Origin of the sequence: Brucella sp. NBRC 12950 (genome assembly GCF_030268145.1) — a bacterium.
In the GTDB taxonomy this organism is placed as follows: Bacteria; Pseudomonadota; Alphaproteobacteria; order Rhizobiales; family Rhizobiaceae; genus Brucella.
In genome coordinates this window covers 1-15,976 of the sequence record NZ_BSQC01000008.1, presented here as the reverse complement: position 1 = coordinate 15,976, position 15,976 = coordinate 1, and the positions used below count along the sequence as shown (strand labels likewise).

Below are 15,976 nucleotides of genomic sequence, written 5' to 3'. Positions count from 1 at the left end.
AGGAACTCTCATGGAAACGATTTCGACTGCAAAATGCTTTGGTGGAACGCAGGGCGTCTATCGCCATAAGAGCGAGACCAACCAGTGCGATATGACCTTTGCCGTTTTCCTGCCACCACAGGCAAAAGATGGTCGTGTACCGGTACTCTGGTATCTTTCCGGCCTCACCTGCACTCATCAGAATGTGATGGATAAAGGCGAATATCGGCAAATGGCATCAGAATTAGGAATTGCCGTTATTTGCCCGGATACAAGCCCACGCGGTGATGACGTGCCGGATGAACCGGATAACTGGAAATTCGGCAAAGGTGCTGGCTTCTATGTCGATGCTACACAGGAACCATTTGCCAAAAACTATCAGATGTATAACTACATCACTAAGGAACTGACTGATCTGGTGACAGCTGAGTTTCCGCTTGATATGTCGCGTCAGGGCATCACCGGCCATTCGATGGGCGGACATGGCGCACTTACGATTGCGCTCAAAAATCCCGACCGCTTCAAATCGGCATCGGCTTTCGCACCGATTGTGCAGCCTTCAACAGCCGACTGGTCGAAGCCTGCACTGGAAAAATATCTGGGCACAGAAGAACGCGCATGGCGTGCCTATGATGCGACGCAGCTCATTGAAGACGGCTACCGCTTTCCAGAATTTCTGGTCGATCAGGGAGAAGCCGATGTGTTCCTTGAAGAAGGATTATGTCCTTGGTTGCTGGATGAGGCGTGCCATAAAGCTGGCATCCCGCTCACGCTCAATATGCGTGAAGGCTATGACCATTCCTATTTCTTCATCTCGACCTTCATGGATGACCATCTCAAATGGCATTCAGAACGCCTTGCTCAGTAAAAGCCCTACTCACTAAAAAATGGTGATGTGCGTTTGTGATTTAGCCAGTAGTCTGAGTTCACAGATAGCGCTATAACAGGAACGCCATGGCCAAGAAAAAGAAAGTTGTCACCGTCGGCGCTTTGCTGGTGAGCGGTGACAAAAAAGTTCTGATGGGACTGCGCTCACCATGGAAAAAGGCGTGGCCCAATCATTGGGACACGCCCGGTGGGCATGTCGAGCGTGGTGAAACACTTGAAGATGCGCTGGTGCGGGAAATGGGTGAAGAACTCGGCATTCGCCCGATCAAGTTTCGTGAGATCGGCGCAATCGATGAGAAAAAGCCTGATCTCTATGGCGATTCCATCTGCCATATTTTTCAGGTCACAGCGTGGGACGGTGGCGAGCCGCGCAATGTCTGCGATGAACATTCTGAGCTTGCATGGTACAGCCCCGAAGACCTTGAAAGCATCAGCAATCTGGCCGACCCCGAATATCCGCATCTTGCCCGGATCGCCATTGGTGCACCAACTAATTAGCGCCTGACAACCTTCATCGGCAGACCGCCCTGCGGCTGGGTGGTGAGTTTCTGCACAGGCCATGGCTTTGTGGTTTCCAACACGTCGAAGCGACGGCCATCAAGCAAGGTTGCAAGTGCAATCACCGCTTCCTGTAACGCGAAGCTCGCACCGATGCAGACACGCGGACCGGCACCAAATGGCAGATACTGGAAGCGGTCGAGCTTGTCGCGATTTTCGGGCCAGAAGCGTTCTGGCATGAAGGCATCCGGCTGATCCCAATAAAGCCTGTGACGATGAATCACCCAAGGCATGACCAGAACAGCCGTTCCCTTGGCAATTTTCAGATCGCCATAGGTATCATCCGTCGCGGCCTCGCGATTGATTGACGGTGCTGGCGGATAAAGCCGCATCGCCTCCTCAAAAGCTGCACGCGTGAACGGCAGTTTTGCCAGCCATTCCTGCGGCGGCAGGTCATTGCCGCCATCAGCAAAGAACGCATCGATCTCAGCTTCAACACGCTCGCGTTCCTGCGGTGCCTTGGCAAGCAGATAGAGCGTCCAGCCGAGCGCACGGGCCGTTGTTTCATGCCCCGCACCGATGAAGGTGATGATGTTATCTTCAATCTCGGCACGGCTCAAACCATCCGGCCCTTCGGCGCGCAAAAGCAGGGTCAGGAAATCGTTGGGGACGTCTTCGCCCTTCTCCATCCGTTTCTTGCGCAGAGCAATCGTGTTTGACACCAGTTCGCGGAAGAAGCCGAGAGACTGGTTGCCGCGAAGGCGCGTGAAGCGCGGAAGCCATTCGGGCAAGCCAAGAAGATCAAATGGATCGACGCGACCCATGGTTTCAAAAAGCTTGTCGATCTGATGCGCAAAATCATTGGGATCACCGGCAATTTCGCCAGAGAACAGCGTTTCAGCCAGAATGTCATAGGTGAGCAGCGTCATGTCGTGGGCGACATCGGTGATGATGCCATTGGTCTTGTATCGCTCGACAAACTGCAGCGACCGGTTTCGCATGGCGCTCGCAAAGCCGCCGATATGACGAGGAGTGAAAACCGGCGCCATCGCCTTGCGTGAACGCTTCCAGACTTGGCCTTCAGCGGTCAGCAATCCATCACGCAAAATGGGGCGCAGCACGCGCTGACGAATGGCAGACATGGGATAATTGGCGGCATTATCGACCAACACATGACGGATAAGGCCCGGATCATTGGCAATGATGGTTTTAATGCCAAGCCAGCTTACAGAAACCCAGCGCTCGTTATAGGAAGGCTCGCCCCACAATTCGAGCGGGTTCTTGTAAACCACACGCATCATCTCGAAGCGTCCAACCGGCTTTTCGCGCGGGCGCGGCGCAGGAGGCACAAAGGGTTGAGCTGCATCTTTCATGGCAATTGTGGTTTCCATCAAGTGCTCCTTTTGATCGAGAACACCCCCGTCAAACAAGATATAGGCTTCAATTGTGGCGGTTCCAGAGATTGCACGCCACCCCAATTCTTCAACTGGTGCCAAAAGAGCTGAATCCCCGGTAAATTTGGCGCCAAAATTTGGAAAAATCGCCGTTAACGCCTATATTAAAGCCATGTTTGTCGTGTGATTCGACAGGGTTTTTATTGCTGCAATTGCGGCAGACTTTAAGGTTGCCTTCGCGGCGCATTTTCGAAAGATTTTCATGAGCGAGACACCAGAGATGAATTCCGCAGCCGCCGCCGAATATGGCGCGGATTCCATTCGTGTTCTGAAAGGCCTCGACGCAGTTCGCAAGCGTCCGGGCATGTATATCGGTGACACGGATGACGGCTCGGGCCTGCATCATATGGTCTACGAAGTCGTGGACAATGCCATCGACGAAGCGCTGGCCGGACATGCAACGCTTGTCACCGTTACGCTTAACGCCGACGGCTCCTGCACCGTGACCGATAATGGTCGTGGCATCCCGACCGACATCCACAAGGAAGAAGGCGTCTCGGCGGCTGAGGTCATCATGACCCAGCTCCATGCCGGCGGTAAGTTCGACCAGAACTCCTATAAGGTTTCCGGTGGTCTGCACGGCGTGGGCGTGTCGGTTGTGAACGCGTTGTCGATCTGGCTGAAGCTGAAGATCCGTCGCGCTGGCAAAATCCATGAAATGGCCTTCACGCACGGCGTGGCCGACGCTCCGCTGGTTATAACCGGCGATGCAGGCAGCGATACGGGCACAGAAGTCAGCTTCCTGCCTTCGCCTGAAACTTTCTCTATGGTCGAATTTGATTACGACACGCTGGAACGTCGCCTGCGCGAACTGGCGTTCCTGAATTCAGGCGTCCGCATCAAGCTTACAGACCGTCGCCATGCCGATATTCGCGAACAGGAACTCCACTATGATGGTGGTGTCGTTGAGTTCGTAAAATATATCGACCAGAGCAAGAAGTCGCTTCTGGAAACACCGATTTATATCAAGAGCGAAAAAGACGGTATGACCGTTGAAGTCGCGATGTGGTGGAACGATTCCTACCACGAAAAAGTGCTTTGCTTCACCAACAACATTCCACAGCGCGATGGTGGCACGCATCTGGCCGGTTTCCGTGGCGCGCTAACGCGTCAGGTGACGGGCTATGCCGATGCATCCGGCATGACCAAGAAGGAAAAGGTCAGCCTGACCGGCGATGATTGCCGCGAAGGTCTGACTGCTGTTCTCTCGGTCAAGGTTCCTGATCCAAAGTTCTCGTCGCAGACCAAGGACAAGCTGGTTTCCTCGGAAGTCCGCCCTGTCGTTGAAAGCCTCGTCAATGAAGCGCTTTCGACCTGGCTGGAAGAACATCCTGCTGGCGGCAAGACCATTGTCGAAAAGGTCATTCAGGCAGCCGCAGCCCGCGAAGCAGCCCGCAAGGCACGCGATATCACCCGCAAGAGCAATCTGAGCGTGACGTCGCTTCCCGGCAAGTTGGCTGACTGTCAGGAACGCGATCCGGCGAAATCAGAAATCTTCATCGTCGAGGGTGACTCTGCAGGTGGCTCGGCCAAAAGCGGTCGTTCGCGCCAGAACCAGGCTATTCTGCCGCTGCGCGGTAAGATCCTCAACGTGGAACGCGTCCGCTTTGACCGCATGATCTCATCCGATCAGGTCGGAACACTGATCACGGCTCTTGGCACGTCGATCGGCAAGGATGAGTCACACGGCTTCAATCCTGACAAGCTGCGCTACCATAAGATCATCATCATGACGGATGCTGACGTCGATGGCGCGCATATTCGTACGCTGCTGTTGACCTTCTTCTTCCGTCAGATGCCGGAACTGATTGAACGCGGCCATATCTATATCGCGCAGCCGCCGCTCTATAAGGTATCGCGCGGCAAGTCCTCGCAATACATCAAGAACGAAGCTGCTTTCGAAGACTTCCTTATCGAAACCGGTCTTGAAGAAGCTGCCCTTGAAATGGGCAGCGGTGAAGTGCGCGCCGGTCCTGACCTTCGGTCGGTCGTCGACGATGCACGCACGCTGCGTCAGCTTCTTTCCGGCCTTCATACGCGCTACGATCGTCGCGTTGTTGAACAGGCTGCGATTGCAGGCCTGCTCAACCCGAATGCGACCGCCAACGACGCTGCGTCGCAGGCTTCCGCCGATATCGTTGCCAAGCGTCTCGACATGATCTCGGAAGAAACCGAGCGTGGCTGGACCTCCCATGTGACGGAAGACGGCGGCTATCGCTTCGAGCGCATGGTGCGTGGCGTGAAGGACGTTGCCATACTCGACATGGCCCTGCTCGGCTCGGCCGATGCGCGCCAGATCGACCGTGTGGCATCGCGCCTGACGGAAGTTTTCGCTGAACCGCCGGTTCTGCGCCGCAAGGACAAGGTCGAAACGCTTTCCGGACCGATGGCGCTGCTTGATGCGATTTTCGCAACAGGCCGCAAGGGTCTGACGCTGCAGCGTTACAAAGGCTTGGGCGAAATGAACGCCGAACAGCTTTGGGAAACCACGCTCGATCCGAATGTGCGTTCGCTGCTGCAAGTTAAGGTCAATGACGCGACCGACGCGGATTCGCTGTTCTCACGTCTGATGGGTGATGAAGTGGAACCGCGCCGCGAGTTCATTCAGGAAAACGCACTGAGCGTCGCCAATCTGGACGTTTAGAGCATTTCCCGTTTTGATTGAGTCAATCGAAATGCTCTATCCATTTGTTTTTACGCGCGTCTTGTTCCGAAAACCGCTTCGCACTTTTCGGGATACGATCTAACAGAAAAGCCCCGGATTTCCGGGGCTTTTTCTTAAAGTATATAAAAGTGGCTGACCGCCATCCCCCCAGTCTGGTTATGACGTTCAACTCTGACAAACCACCACTGCAGGACAGACAACCCAGTGTCAGACATTCGTATCTTGTCCGCTCGTGCGATCATCGTGCCGTTTCAGCCAAGTGATGCGAGCGAAGTGTTTTCCTGTATCTCTCCCGAGATTACGCCGTTTATGTCGTGGGAGCCGCCATCAACTGCAGCTGACTTTGCAGAAATATGGCGGGCTTGGCTGCCCGCTATTGAGGAGCGCTCAGAGCTTCATCTGGTGGCGCGAGACCGAGCTAATGGCAGGTTTCTTGGAATCGTCGGCCTGCACGCGATGAAATCAGGCAAGCCGGAGCTTGGAATATGGCTCCGAAGCGAAGTTCATGGAAACGGATTTGGCCGGGAATTTGTTGGAGCAGTAGCCACATGGGCAAGCAAAAACGTCCCGGTCGAGTATTTCGAATATCCGGTTGCGGAAGAGAACCTTCCCAGCAGGCGGATTGCCGAGGCGCTTGGTGGACATATCGCTGAGCGGCGGGAAAATCCAAAGTATCGCTCGGTCGTTTATCACATACCACCGATCACATAAGAGAAAGGGCCGTAGTTGCTTGCAACCCGGCCCTTCCAAAGAATTTCTGACTAGTTGGCGCGTTTATTCGCCGCGACGTTTCTTGCTGAAGCCGCCGTCACCAAACTTCTTGCCGTCCTTCTTGAAACCATCTTTCTTGAAGTCGCCCTTCGGCTTCGACCAGCTGCCCTTTGCGCCGTCACGGGCATTATCACGGTTGCCATCGCGCGGACCATCACGGAAATCGCTCTTGAACTTGTCGCCGCGTGGCTTGAAGTTGCCCTTGCCTTCGCGTGGAGAAGCATCGCCACCAGCGCCTGCAACAGCGTTACGGATCACAAGACCCTTTTCGCCAGTGCCGCGTTCTTCGACCGAGCGGCGGAACTCATCAGCCTTGGCTGCTGTGATTTCGAAACGGGTTTCGTTGTCGAAAATCTTGATCGAACCGACATCACGCTTCGATACGTCACCTGCCTTGCAGATGAGCGGCAGAAGCCATTTTGGATCGGCGCGATGCTTGCGACCGGCGGAAACGGAGAACCACACGCCATCAAACGACGAATTACGATCAAAGCGTTCACCTGGTTCGCCACGTTCACGGCGATCACTGCGTTCAAAGCGGTCGCCGCGATCACCACGGTCAGAACGTTCGCGTGGCTTCTTGCCGCCAACCGGATGCACAGGTGCATCGGAAACTTCTTCTGCTGCCGGATAGGAAGCGACTTCGCGGTTCAAAAACGCAGCTGCGATCTGTTCCGGCGTGTAACGCTCGGTGAGAGCTTTCAGCAGATCCTGATATTCTTCTTCAACCGGCTGGCTGAAAACGTCTGCATTCAAAATGCGTTCATTGGTCTTCGCCTGAACAGCAGCGATGCTTGGTGCAGAAATGGTCTGCGCATCAAGCTTGGCCATATGCAGAAGACGTTCTGCAGTGCGGCGACGCGAGAACGGAACAACCAAAACACAGGTGCCCTTACGGCCTGCACGACCGGTACGGCCCGAACGATGCAGCATGGTTTCCGGGTTATTCGGAAGATCGGCATGGATAACCAGATCAAGGTTCGGCAGATCGATACCGCGTGCAGCAACGTCGGTAGCAACGCAAACACGGGCACGGCCATCACGCATTGCCTGCAATGCATTGTTGCGTTCTGCCTGGCTCAGTTCACCCGACAGCGCCACAACCGCAAAACCGCGATTGGAAAGGCGGCTTGCCATGTGCTTTACCGCTTCGCGGGTCGAGCAGAAGATGATCGAATTCTGTGAATCGTAATAGAGCAGCGCGTTGATGATCGCGTGGTCGCGCTCATGTGGCGGCACCGGCATAGCGACATAGTCGATGTCAGCGTGCTGGCTGGTTTCGCTCTGAACAGTCAGACGCAGAGCGTCATTCTGGAAGCGCTTGGCAAGCTGGGCAATTGGCTTAGGCACCGTTGCCGAGAACATCAATGTACGACGATCTTCCGGTGCTTCACCGAGAATAAATTCAAGGTCTTCACGGAAGCCCATGTCGAGCATTTCGTCCGCTTCATCGAGCACGACGACGCGCAGTTGCGACATATCAAGCGCATTGCGTGTGATATGGTCGCGAAGGCGACCTGGGGTGCCGACAACGATGTGCGATCCGCGTTCAAGCACACGGCGCTCAGAACGGATATCCATGCCACCAACGCAGGATGCGATGGTTGCGCCGGTGTCTGCATAAAGCCATTCCAGTTCGCGACGAACCTGCAATGCCAGTTCACGCGTAGGTGCAATAATCATGGCAAGAGGTGCTTCTGGACGGCTAAAGCGCAGTTCACCTTCGAGAAGCGTGTTGGCCATAGCAAGGCCAAACGCTACCGTCTTGCCCGATCCGGTCTGTGCGGAAACGAGAAGATCGGCATCCAGCGTTTCTGGAGCCAGAACGGCTTCCTGAACAGCAGTGAGTGTAGTGTAACCACGAGCGGCTAATGCTCCGGAAAGAGCCGGAGCGATTGTATCAGGCAGGGACATGAATAACTTTCACGAAAAAAGCTTCTCAAGCCGCATACCCAACGGTCGTGAACCTATCTGTCCACAACTCTCCTGACGACTAACGAAGCACCATAATTAGCGCTTACCTATAGGCTTGCGCCTCTCAGGTCAACAGGGTGAGACTCTAGAGCGCAATTCGATCCGATCAAACCGGAACGGCGCTCTAGTCTTTTTTGATGCGCATTTGACCCAAAAATCGTTTCACACTTTTGGAATGCGCGTTTAATGCGCCTCATCCCAGTTATGTGCAGCCCTTGCATCCACCTGTAATGGCACAGAAAGCGCCACTGCAGGCATGGCCGCATTTTCCATAACATGGCGCACGACAGGAATTGTCTTTTCGACCTCATCTTCCGGTACTTCAAAGATCAATTCATCGTGGACTTGCAACAGCATACGGGCTGCAAGCTTCTCATCTGCCAGTGCATTTTCCATACGGATCATGGCGCGGCGAATGACATCGGCAGCCGAACCCTGAATAGGTGCATTGATTGCCGCACGTTCATTGAAGGCGCGCACCTGCGGATTGGAAGCCCTAATATCAGGATAGTGCGCCCGACGGCCGAAAATCGTTTCGACATAGCCATGTTCGCGCGCGAAAGCCTTGGTCGCTTCCATATAGTCTTTGATGCCGGGGAAGCGTTCGAAATAGGTACGGATATATTGCCCTGCTTCTTCACGCGGAATGGAAAGCTGGTTGGCAAGACCAAAAGCCGAAATGCCGTAGATGATACCGAAATTGATCGCCTTGGCACGGCGGCGCACTTCGGACGGCATACCTTCAACCGGCACACCGAACATTTCAGAAGCGGTCATGGCATGAATATCAATGCCATCGGCAAAAGCTTGTTTCAGCTGCGGAATATCAGCGACATGTGCCAGCACTCGCAATTCGATCTGGCTGTAATCGGCAGAGATAAGCTTGTTGCCAGGTTCTGCAATAAAAGCCGTTCTGATCTTGCGGCCTTCGGCTGTACGAACCGGAATATTCTGCAGGTTCGGCTCAGACGAAGACAGGCGTCCAGTCGAGGTGGACGCCATTGCATAAGACGTATGCACGCGCTTTGTCTGCGGGTGAATATAACCCGGCAGCGCATCCGTGTAGGTGGATTTAAGCTTCGTCAGCTGGCGCCAGTCAACAATCTTGCGCGGCAAAGGCAGACCTTCAGCAGCCAGATCTTCCAGAACTTGCGCAGAGGTCGACCATTGACCGGTTTTCGTCTTGGATGCACCCGGCAAACCCATCTTGCCAAAAAGAATATCTCCAAGCTGCTTGGGCGATCCGATGTTGAATTTCTCACCGGCCAGCTCGTAGATTTCATCTTCAAAACGTGCGGCGGACTGCGCGAGATCACCCGACAAGCGCGAGAGAACCTGACGGTCAACCGAGATGCCGCGCTCTTCCATGCGGGCAAGCACATCGACCAACGGACGTTCAAGGCGCTCATAAACCGAGGCCAATCCTTCTGCGGCAAGACGCGGCTTCAACACCTGCCATAGACGCAGCGTGACATCAGCGTCTTCTGCAGCATAGGCTGTCGCACGATCAATATCGACCATATCAAAGGTAACAGCGCTTTTGCCGCTGCCCGCCACATCCTTATAAGCGATTGGCGTATGACCCAGCCAACGCTCGGACAACGGGTCCATGCCATGACCGCCGGTGCCCGCATCCAACACATAGGAAATCAGCATCGTATCATCAAAAGACACGGTGTTGATGCCGTGACGGCGCATGACCAGCCAATCATATTTCATGTTCTGTGCGATTTTGAGAACGGATTTGTCCTCAAGAACGGCCTTCAAAGCATTAAGCGCTGCGTCTAAAGGAATTTGCCCCTCGACCATGCCGCCACCAAGCAGATCACCTGCCCCGGATTTGTGCTGGAGCGGGATATAGGCAGCCCTGCCCGGAGCCAAAGCCAATGAGAAACCAATGAGTTCGGCCTGCATAGGATCAAGCGAATTGGTTTCTGTATCGAAAGCGACAAGGCCAGTCTCGACAGCCTCTGCGAGCCACTTATTCAGCGTCGGAAGATCGCCAATGCAGGTATAGGCCGTGGTGTCGATCTTCTGTGCAAGCGCCGTCGCTGCTCGGCTTTCAGCCAGTGCTTTCGGCGTGTAGCCACTTGCATCTTGCGTCTCAACCGCAGCGGGGGCGGAAGAGTTTTCAGACGGCTTGGCTTCTGATTTTGCCGGTACATCGACATCCGGACCATGTGCCTCAGAACCCCACTCGGTTTCGATATGGCACGGCTCGACAGCCGACGCATCCGTATCCGTTGCTTCAGCCACGCGACGGGTGAGTGTTGTAAACTCCATGGCTTTCAGGAAGCCAATGAGCTTCGGTCCGTTCTGTGGTTCAAGCACGAGACCACTGAGATCGACATCGAGCGGCACATCAGTCTTGAGCGTGACAAGCTCACGCGCAATCTTGGTTTGATCGGCAAAGGCGATGATGTTTTCGCGGCGTTTGTTCTGCTTGATCTCAGAAGCGCGTGCGAGCAGCGTATCAAGATCGCCAAACTCTTCCAGCAATTGCGCAGCGGTCTTTGGGCCGATGCCCGGAATGCCCGGAACATTATCGGTGCTGTCGCCAGTCAGCGATTGCAGGTCGATCATTTTTTCAGGCGGGACACCCCATTTTTCGATCACTTCCGGGATCGAAATCTGCTTGTCCTTCATGCTGTCATACATGGACACGCTCGGTGTGACGAGCTGCATGAGGTCTTTGTCGGACGAAATGATTGTAACATCGCCGCCTGCTTTCTCAGCAATACGGGCATAGGTCGCGATCAGATCGTCGGCCTCAAAACCTTCCTTTTCGATGCAAGGCAGATTGAAGGCACGCGTTGCCTGACGGATCAGGCCGAATTGCGGGATCAGGTCTTCCGGCGGCGCGGTGCGGTTGGCCTTATATTCGGGGTAGATTTCCTTGCGGAAGGTCTGCGACGAATAATCGAAAATGACCGCAAAATGCGTTGGCACCACACCGACATCGGTGCTGCGCGCATCCTTCAACAGCTTCCACAGCATGTTGCAGAAACCAGACACGGCCCCGACCGGCAAGCCGTCCGTCTTACGGGTCAGCGGTGGCAGGGCATGATAGGCGCGGAAAATATAGCCCGAGCCGTCAACGAGGAAGAGATGATCGCCTTTTTTCATGGCTTAGAATTAAAGGAAACCAAGCGTAATGAAAACCGGCCTTGTGTCAGGAGAAACAAGTGTCCACCGTTGGATTGCTGACAAGCCGGTTTTCTTGCACGACGCTATTCCAAATCTTCCTGAATGAAGGTGCCTGACACATGAATGTCTATCATCTCCAGCAGACCGGGACCGACATTCACATATTTGTGCGGAATATTGGCTCCGCCAAACATGACACTGCCTTCATCGGCCTCGAATTGCTCTTCGCCAACCGTAAATAGAGCCCGGCCTTTGCGGACGATAAAAATCTCATCATAGGGATGGCGATGCAGTCTTGGTCCTCGTCCTGCCTCTTCTGTCGCATAGAACATGACCGAAGCGCCTGCACCGAACACATTGCCTTCAAACTCGCCGTGCCACTTGCCCGGCGTCTTCTCCCAGTCCTTCTTGCTGAGCATCGTAATCTTGGTCATAAGTGCCTCCATCCTCACGCAATTTCCGATTAATACGGATAACGGATTACACACGACAAGGTAACGTTTATGTTACGAATTTGTAATCTTTAATGCCCTTGAATAGCCACAGTTGAAGGGCCAAATCTCACTCATCGACAGTACGTCGGTCGCCGGTTTTCTGACCCGTCCCCCGTTGGATACCGGTTGTTGGCTACAGCCTCATTCCCCTCTCCGGGCTGTAGCTTTTGAGTGTAGTGATATGGCCGTTGTGGTAACCCCCTCACCACAACGGCCAATTCATTTTCAGCTCTCAGTTTTGCGTTCAAATTGGGTTTCTTCTTCGGGTTGCTGGTTGTAGTGTGCGATCAGTTTTACGACTCGTCAGGAAGTATCCATGTCCGCGCAATCACTCGATAAAGTCCTCAATTATCTCGACACAAATCTCGACAAAAGCATCGATCATCTGTTCGATCTTCTGCGTATCAAGTCGATTTCGACCGATCCGGCTTACAAGGCCGATTGCCGTAAGGCTGCCGAATGGCTGGTCGAGGACCTCAAGTCCATTGGTTTTGATGCGAGTGTACGCGACACGCCGGGCCACCCGATGGTCGTTGCTCATCACGAAGGCGCTACGGCTGATGCGCCGCATGTGCTCTTTTACGGCCATTATGATGTGCAGCCGGTTGATCCGCTCAACCTTTGGGAAAACGATCCGTTTGAGCCAGCCATCAAAGATGTCGGCAATGGTCGCAAAATCCTGACCGGTCGTGGCACATCCGACGACAAAGGTCAGTTGATGACCTTTGTTGAAGCCTGCCGCGCCTATAAGGCCGTCAACGGCAACCTGCCTGTCAAAGTGACCTTGCTGTTTGAAGGCGAAGAAGAATCCGGTTCGCCTTCGCTCAAGCCGTTCCTTGACGCTCACAAAGAAGAGTTAAAGGCCGACGTGGCACTGGTCTGCGACACCGCCATGTGGAACGAAGAAACGCCAGCAATCAGCGTCGGCCTTCGCGGTCTGGTTGGCGAGGAAATCGTCATCAAAGCCGCTGACCGCGATCTGCATTCGGGCTTCTTTGGCGGCGCTGCTGCCAACCCGATCCATATTCTCGCAAAAATCCTTGCTGATCTGCATGATGAAAACGGCCGTGTCACGGTGCCTGGTTTCTATGAAGGCGTAGAAGAAACGCCATCGCAGATTTTGCAGTCATGGGAAAGCCTTGGCCGCACGGCTGAAAACTTCCTTGGCCCAATTGGTCTTTCTGTCCCTTCGGGCGAAAAAGGCCGCAGCGTTCTCGAACTGACCTGGGCGCGCCCAACTGCGGAAGTCAACGGCATCACCGGCGGCTATACCGGCGAAGGTTTCAAGACGGTCATCGCGGCAGAAGCTTCGGCCAAGGTTTCGTTCCGTCTCGTCCACAAGCAGGATCCGGTGAAAATCCGCGAAGCGTTCCGCGCTTTCGTGCAAGAACGTCTGCCAGCCGATTGCTCGGTCGAGTTCCACCCGCATGGTGGTTCGCCAGCCATTCAGCTGCCTTATGACTCGCCACTGGTTTCCAAAGCCAAGGATGCGCTTTCCGATGAATGGCCGAAGCCAGCAGTGCTGATCGCCATGGGCGGATCGATCCCGATTGTCGGTGACTTCGACAAGTTCCTCGGCATGGAATCCCTGCTCGTTGGCTTTGGTCTTGAAGATGACCGTATTCATTCGCCGAACGAAAAATATGAGCTGAATTCTTTCCATAAGGGCCAGCGCTCTTGGGCAAGAATTATGGCGGCTATCGCTGCCAAGTAAGACAGATGCTTATGGCGGCGAAAGCCGCCAAATAAGGAAGACCAAATGACCATCCGTTTTCACAAGCACGACCTGCCCAATCTAGATAATTATCAGGTTGATGCTGTTGCTATCGACACTGAAACGCTCGGTCTTAATCCGCATCGCGACAGACTTTGCGTGGTTCAGATTTCACCCGGTGACGGCACGGCAGACGTGATCCAGATTGAAGCTGGTCAGAAGAAGGCACCTAATCTGGTCAAGCTTCTGAAAGATCGCTCGATCACCAAGATCTTTCACTATGGACGCTTCGATCTGGCGGTATTGGCACATACGTTCGGCACCATGCCGCAGCCGGTTTTCTGCACAAAGATCGCGTCGAAACTGACACGCACCTATACGGATCGCCATGGTCTGAAAGAAATCTGCAACGAGCTTCTCGATGTTTCGATTTCCAAGCAGCAACAATCATCCGACTGGGCGGCGGAAGTGCTTTCGCAGGCTCAACTGGATTATGCAGCCTCTGACGTGCTTTATCTGCATCGATTAAAAGCCGTCTTTGAAAAGCGTCTGGAACGCGATGGGCGTGCAAAGCAGGCTGAAGCCTGTTTCAAATTCCTGCCAACGCGGGCCGAACTCGATCTGATGGGCTGGCCAGAGCAGGATATCTTCGCTCACTCATAAAGCATCAGATAGTGGCATGAGAGATAGCTTTCTCATGCCACTTTCTTTAACGCGCATCCTGCCCGAAAGCCGTTTCACACTTTTCGGGATGCGCTTGAGCCGCTGTTTTCTTCTGCCGGGCGTGATCAATATAAGCCCACGCCGGACGCCGGAACAGGAACTGACCGTAGCCAGTCCATTGAATGAGCCCATAAAGAATAACCGGGCCAATCACACCGCTTGCCGTTGTCAGCAGCGAAACGGTTCCCACATCAAGAAAGCCGATCTTCAGAAGAACAGTGCGCGCAATCGCCATGGGCAAGAAGAAGGCCAGATAAACGACAATTGAATGCGCTCCGAGCCAGCTCAATCCACGATGCAGCCAGTTTTGATCGGAAAGCAGGCTTAGAAGCGATGAAATCGAAATAATCGCCAGCGCTCCTATCAAGCCAAGCAGGAGCGAAACAATGGGAAGATCACTGACCGCTCCTCGCCCGTTCAAAAGATCACCAGCAGGTGTGATAAGCGATGCGAGACTTTGCGGCACAGGCATGAAGACCAGCTTATATTCTATGAGCGCCCAGATCAGCAGCCCAACTACGCCCACGAGGGGGCGCTGACGCAGCCAGTCGGCAATGCGAAAAATCCAAGGTGCGAAAGCATAGCCCGCAAAAAAATAGACAAATCGAGAGCAAAACTCGTCAATCATCACCCAGCCAGTGTGAATTGGTAAAATCTCCAAGACCGCCAGAATTGCAAATGTCACGCCGATAGGGACCCGCTTTAACAGACGCGTTGCGATGAAGAACACTGGCAGAATATAAATGAACCAAAGCGTTCCGAACGGCTCGATGAAAGCCATCAGATAGGCTTCGATGACGCCGGAAGCCCCCGCCTCACTCGCAATAGCTGGTGCCTTGAATGCAAACTGGATCGAGAGCCAAAGAACATAGAAATAAAGGAAATGCACGACCTTGCGGTCAAGATAGCGCATCCATGGTCTGTCGATGACGAGGCTCAGAAACAAACCGGATATCATGAAAAAGTCGGGCATTCTGAACGGCTTAGCGAATGCAACGACGTAATGCATCCAGCCCTGCTCCGCTGCAGCCTTTTCAACGCCCAGCGTTGAATGCATCATGACAACGAAGATGATGCATATGCCCTTGGCTATATCGACCCAATGGATCCGCTGCCCTGCACCCATAGCCCCACCCATTCTATTCTCTGCACCCTGGAATGCTGCAGCCGATAATCAGATATCACGACTTTAAACACAGTTGCGAAGCCGTAAGATTTTGATAACCTTAATACGCAGCTTTTCATAGCAATCACGTTTATGTGCGCAACTTTTGCGACAATTAAGCGACTGTGGCCTTCTTGCTACAGACTCTTGTGAGCAATGGCTTATATTAAATTCAACAGATTTTAGAACTCCCCGTTCTCCATTGGAGGTTTATTATGAAGCTCAAGTCTCTTCTTCTCGCATCAACTGTTGCTCTGCTTGCTGCAACTGGCGCAAAGGCAGCTGACGCTATCATCGCCGAAGAACCAGCTCCGGTTATCGTCGCTCCGACCTTTACCTGGAACGGTGCATATATTGGTGGCCAGATTGGTTATGGCTGGGGCAAGTCGCGCTTCGACACTGATGGCTTCGACCTCGGCAACGTCAAGCCAGATGGTTTCCTCGGCGGCCTGTATGCTGGCTACAACTTCGATCTGGGCAACAGTGTTGTTCTCGGTATCGACG

Annotated in this window: 12 protein-coding genes; 7 read left to right on the top strand and 5 right to left on the bottom strand. The window is 53.9% G+C overall.

Annotation, left to right across the window (positions count from 1 at the left end; all coding sequences use genetic code 11):
• The first annotated feature begins 10 nt into the window (after window positions 1-10).
• Both fghA and QSJ70_RS14300 read left to right on the top strand, forming a co-directional pair.
• Window positions 11-847, top strand: coding sequence for an S-formylglutathione hydrolase (gene fghA, locus QSJ70_RS14305; protein WP_285537348.1), 837 nt, complete (start codon window positions 11-13; stop codon window positions 845-847).
• 86 nt (window positions 848-933) lie between these two features.
• Complete coding sequence (locus tag QSJ70_RS14300) at window positions 934-1,365, top strand: NUDIX hydrolase (RefSeq protein ID WP_112804610.1); 432 nt, start codon at window positions 934-936, stop codon at window positions 1,363-1,365.
• Here the strand turns inward: QSJ70_RS14300 and QSJ70_RS14295 are convergent.
• Window positions 1,362-2,738, bottom strand: a complete 1,377-nt coding sequence (locus tag QSJ70_RS14295) for a cytochrome P450 (RefSeq protein WP_502871684.1) — start codon at window positions 2,736-2,738, stop codon at window positions 1,362-1,364. The genes QSJ70_RS14300 and QSJ70_RS14295 overlap by 4 nt on opposite strands.
• 283 nt (window positions 2,739-3,021) lie before the next feature.
• On the opposite strand from QSJ70_RS14295, the gene gyrB reads away from it, so the two are divergent.
• A complete protein-coding gene (gyrB, locus tag QSJ70_RS14290) occupies window positions 3,022-5,463 on the top strand; it encodes a DNA topoisomerase (ATP-hydrolyzing) subunit B (RefSeq protein ID WP_105518067.1) in 2,442 nt (813 codons plus the stop codon).
• 225 nt (window positions 5,464-5,688) lie between these two features.
• A complete protein-coding gene (locus tag QSJ70_RS14285; RefSeq protein ID WP_285537343.1) occupies window positions 5,689-6,195 on the top strand; it encodes a GNAT family N-acetyltransferase in 507 nt (168 codons plus the stop codon).
• Window positions 6,196-6,258: 63 nt separating this feature from the next.
• Here QSJ70_RS14285 and QSJ70_RS14280 read toward each other — a convergent pair whose 3' ends face one another.
• From QSJ70_RS14280 to QSJ70_RS14270, 3 genes are all read right to left on the bottom strand, one after another.
• Window positions 6,259-8,169 carry a DEAD/DEAH box helicase gene (locus QSJ70_RS14280; protein WP_064320054.1) on the bottom strand — a complete coding sequence of 637 codons (1,911 nt, stop codon included), beginning with the start codon at window positions 8,167-8,169 and terminating at the stop codon, window positions 6,259-6,261.
• Window positions 8,170-8,412: 243 nt separating this feature from the next.
• Entirely contained in the window at window positions 8,413-11,355 is a 2,943-nt protein-coding gene (polA, locus tag QSJ70_RS14275; protein ID WP_285537341.1) for a DNA polymerase I, read from the bottom strand.
• Window positions 11,356-11,459: 104 nt separating this feature from the next.
• A complete protein-coding gene (locus tag QSJ70_RS14270) occupies window positions 11,460-11,810 on the bottom strand; it encodes a cupin domain-containing protein (protein ID WP_285537339.1) in 351 nt (116 codons plus the stop codon).
• 376 nt (window positions 11,811-12,186) lie between these two features.
• Here QSJ70_RS14270 and QSJ70_RS14265 point away from each other — a divergent pair, with 376 nt between their 5' ends.
• Window positions 12,187-13,584, top strand: coding sequence for a dipeptidase (locus QSJ70_RS14265; protein ID WP_285537337.1), 1,398 nt, complete (start codon window positions 12,187-12,189; stop codon window positions 13,582-13,584).
• A 45-nt stretch (window positions 13,585-13,629) separates the two neighbouring features.
• Entirely contained in the window at window positions 13,630-14,247 is a 618-nt protein-coding gene (locus QSJ70_RS14260) for a ribonuclease D (protein WP_007873166.1), read from the top strand.
• A 46-nt stretch (window positions 14,248-14,293) separates the two neighbouring features.
• On the opposite strand, the gene QSJ70_RS14255 is transcribed toward QSJ70_RS14260, so the two are convergent.
• Window positions 14,294-15,445 carry an acyltransferase family protein gene (locus tag QSJ70_RS14255; RefSeq protein WP_285537335.1) on the bottom strand — a complete coding sequence of 384 codons (1,152 nt, stop codon included), beginning with the start codon at window positions 15,443-15,445 and terminating at the stop codon, window positions 14,294-14,296.
• Between the two features lie 242 nt (window positions 15,446-15,687).
• Here QSJ70_RS14255 and QSJ70_RS14250 point away from each other — a divergent pair.
• On the top strand, window positions 15,688-15,976 hold a 289-nt coding region (locus QSJ70_RS14250), incomplete at its 3' end, for an autotransporter outer membrane beta-barrel domain-containing protein (RefSeq protein ID WP_285537333.1).

Bases quoted from the DNA above. Each gene is read 5' to 3' on its own strand.
- fghA (WP_285537348.1), top strand. From the start codon at position 11: ATGGAAACGATTTCGACTGCAAAATGCTTTGGTGGAACGCAGGGCGTC.
- QSJ70_RS14300 (WP_112804610.1), top strand. From the start codon at position 934: ATGGCCAAGAAAAAGAAAGTTGTCACCGTCGGCGCTTTGCTGGTGAGC.
- QSJ70_RS14295 (WP_502871684.1), bottom strand. From the start codon at position 2,738: ATGAAAGATGCAGCTCAACCCTTTGTGCCTCCTGCGCCGCGCCCGCGC.
- gyrB (WP_105518067.1), top strand. From the start codon at position 3,022: ATGAGCGAGACACCAGAGATGAATTCCGCAGCCGCCGCCGAATATGGC.
- QSJ70_RS14280 (WP_064320054.1), bottom strand. From the start codon at position 8,169: ATGTCCCTGCCTGATACAATCGCTCCGGCTCTTTCCGGAGCATTAGCC.
- polA (WP_285537341.1), bottom strand. From the start codon at position 11,355: ATGAAAAAAGGCGATCATCTCTTCCTCGTTGACGGCTCGGGCTATATT.
- QSJ70_RS14270 (WP_285537339.1), bottom strand. From the start codon at position 11,810: ATGACCAAGATTACGATGCTCAGCAAGAAGGACTGGGAGAAGACGCCG.
- QSJ70_RS14265 (WP_285537337.1), top strand. From the start codon at position 12,187: ATGTCCGCGCAATCACTCGATAAAGTCCTCAATTATCTCGACACAAAT.
- QSJ70_RS14260 (WP_007873166.1), top strand. From the start codon at position 13,630: ATGACCATCCGTTTTCACAAGCACGACCTGCCCAATCTAGATAATTAT.
- QSJ70_RS14255 (WP_285537335.1), bottom strand. From the start codon at position 15,445: ATGGGTGGGGCTATGGGTGCAGGGCAGCGGATCCATTGGGTCGATATA.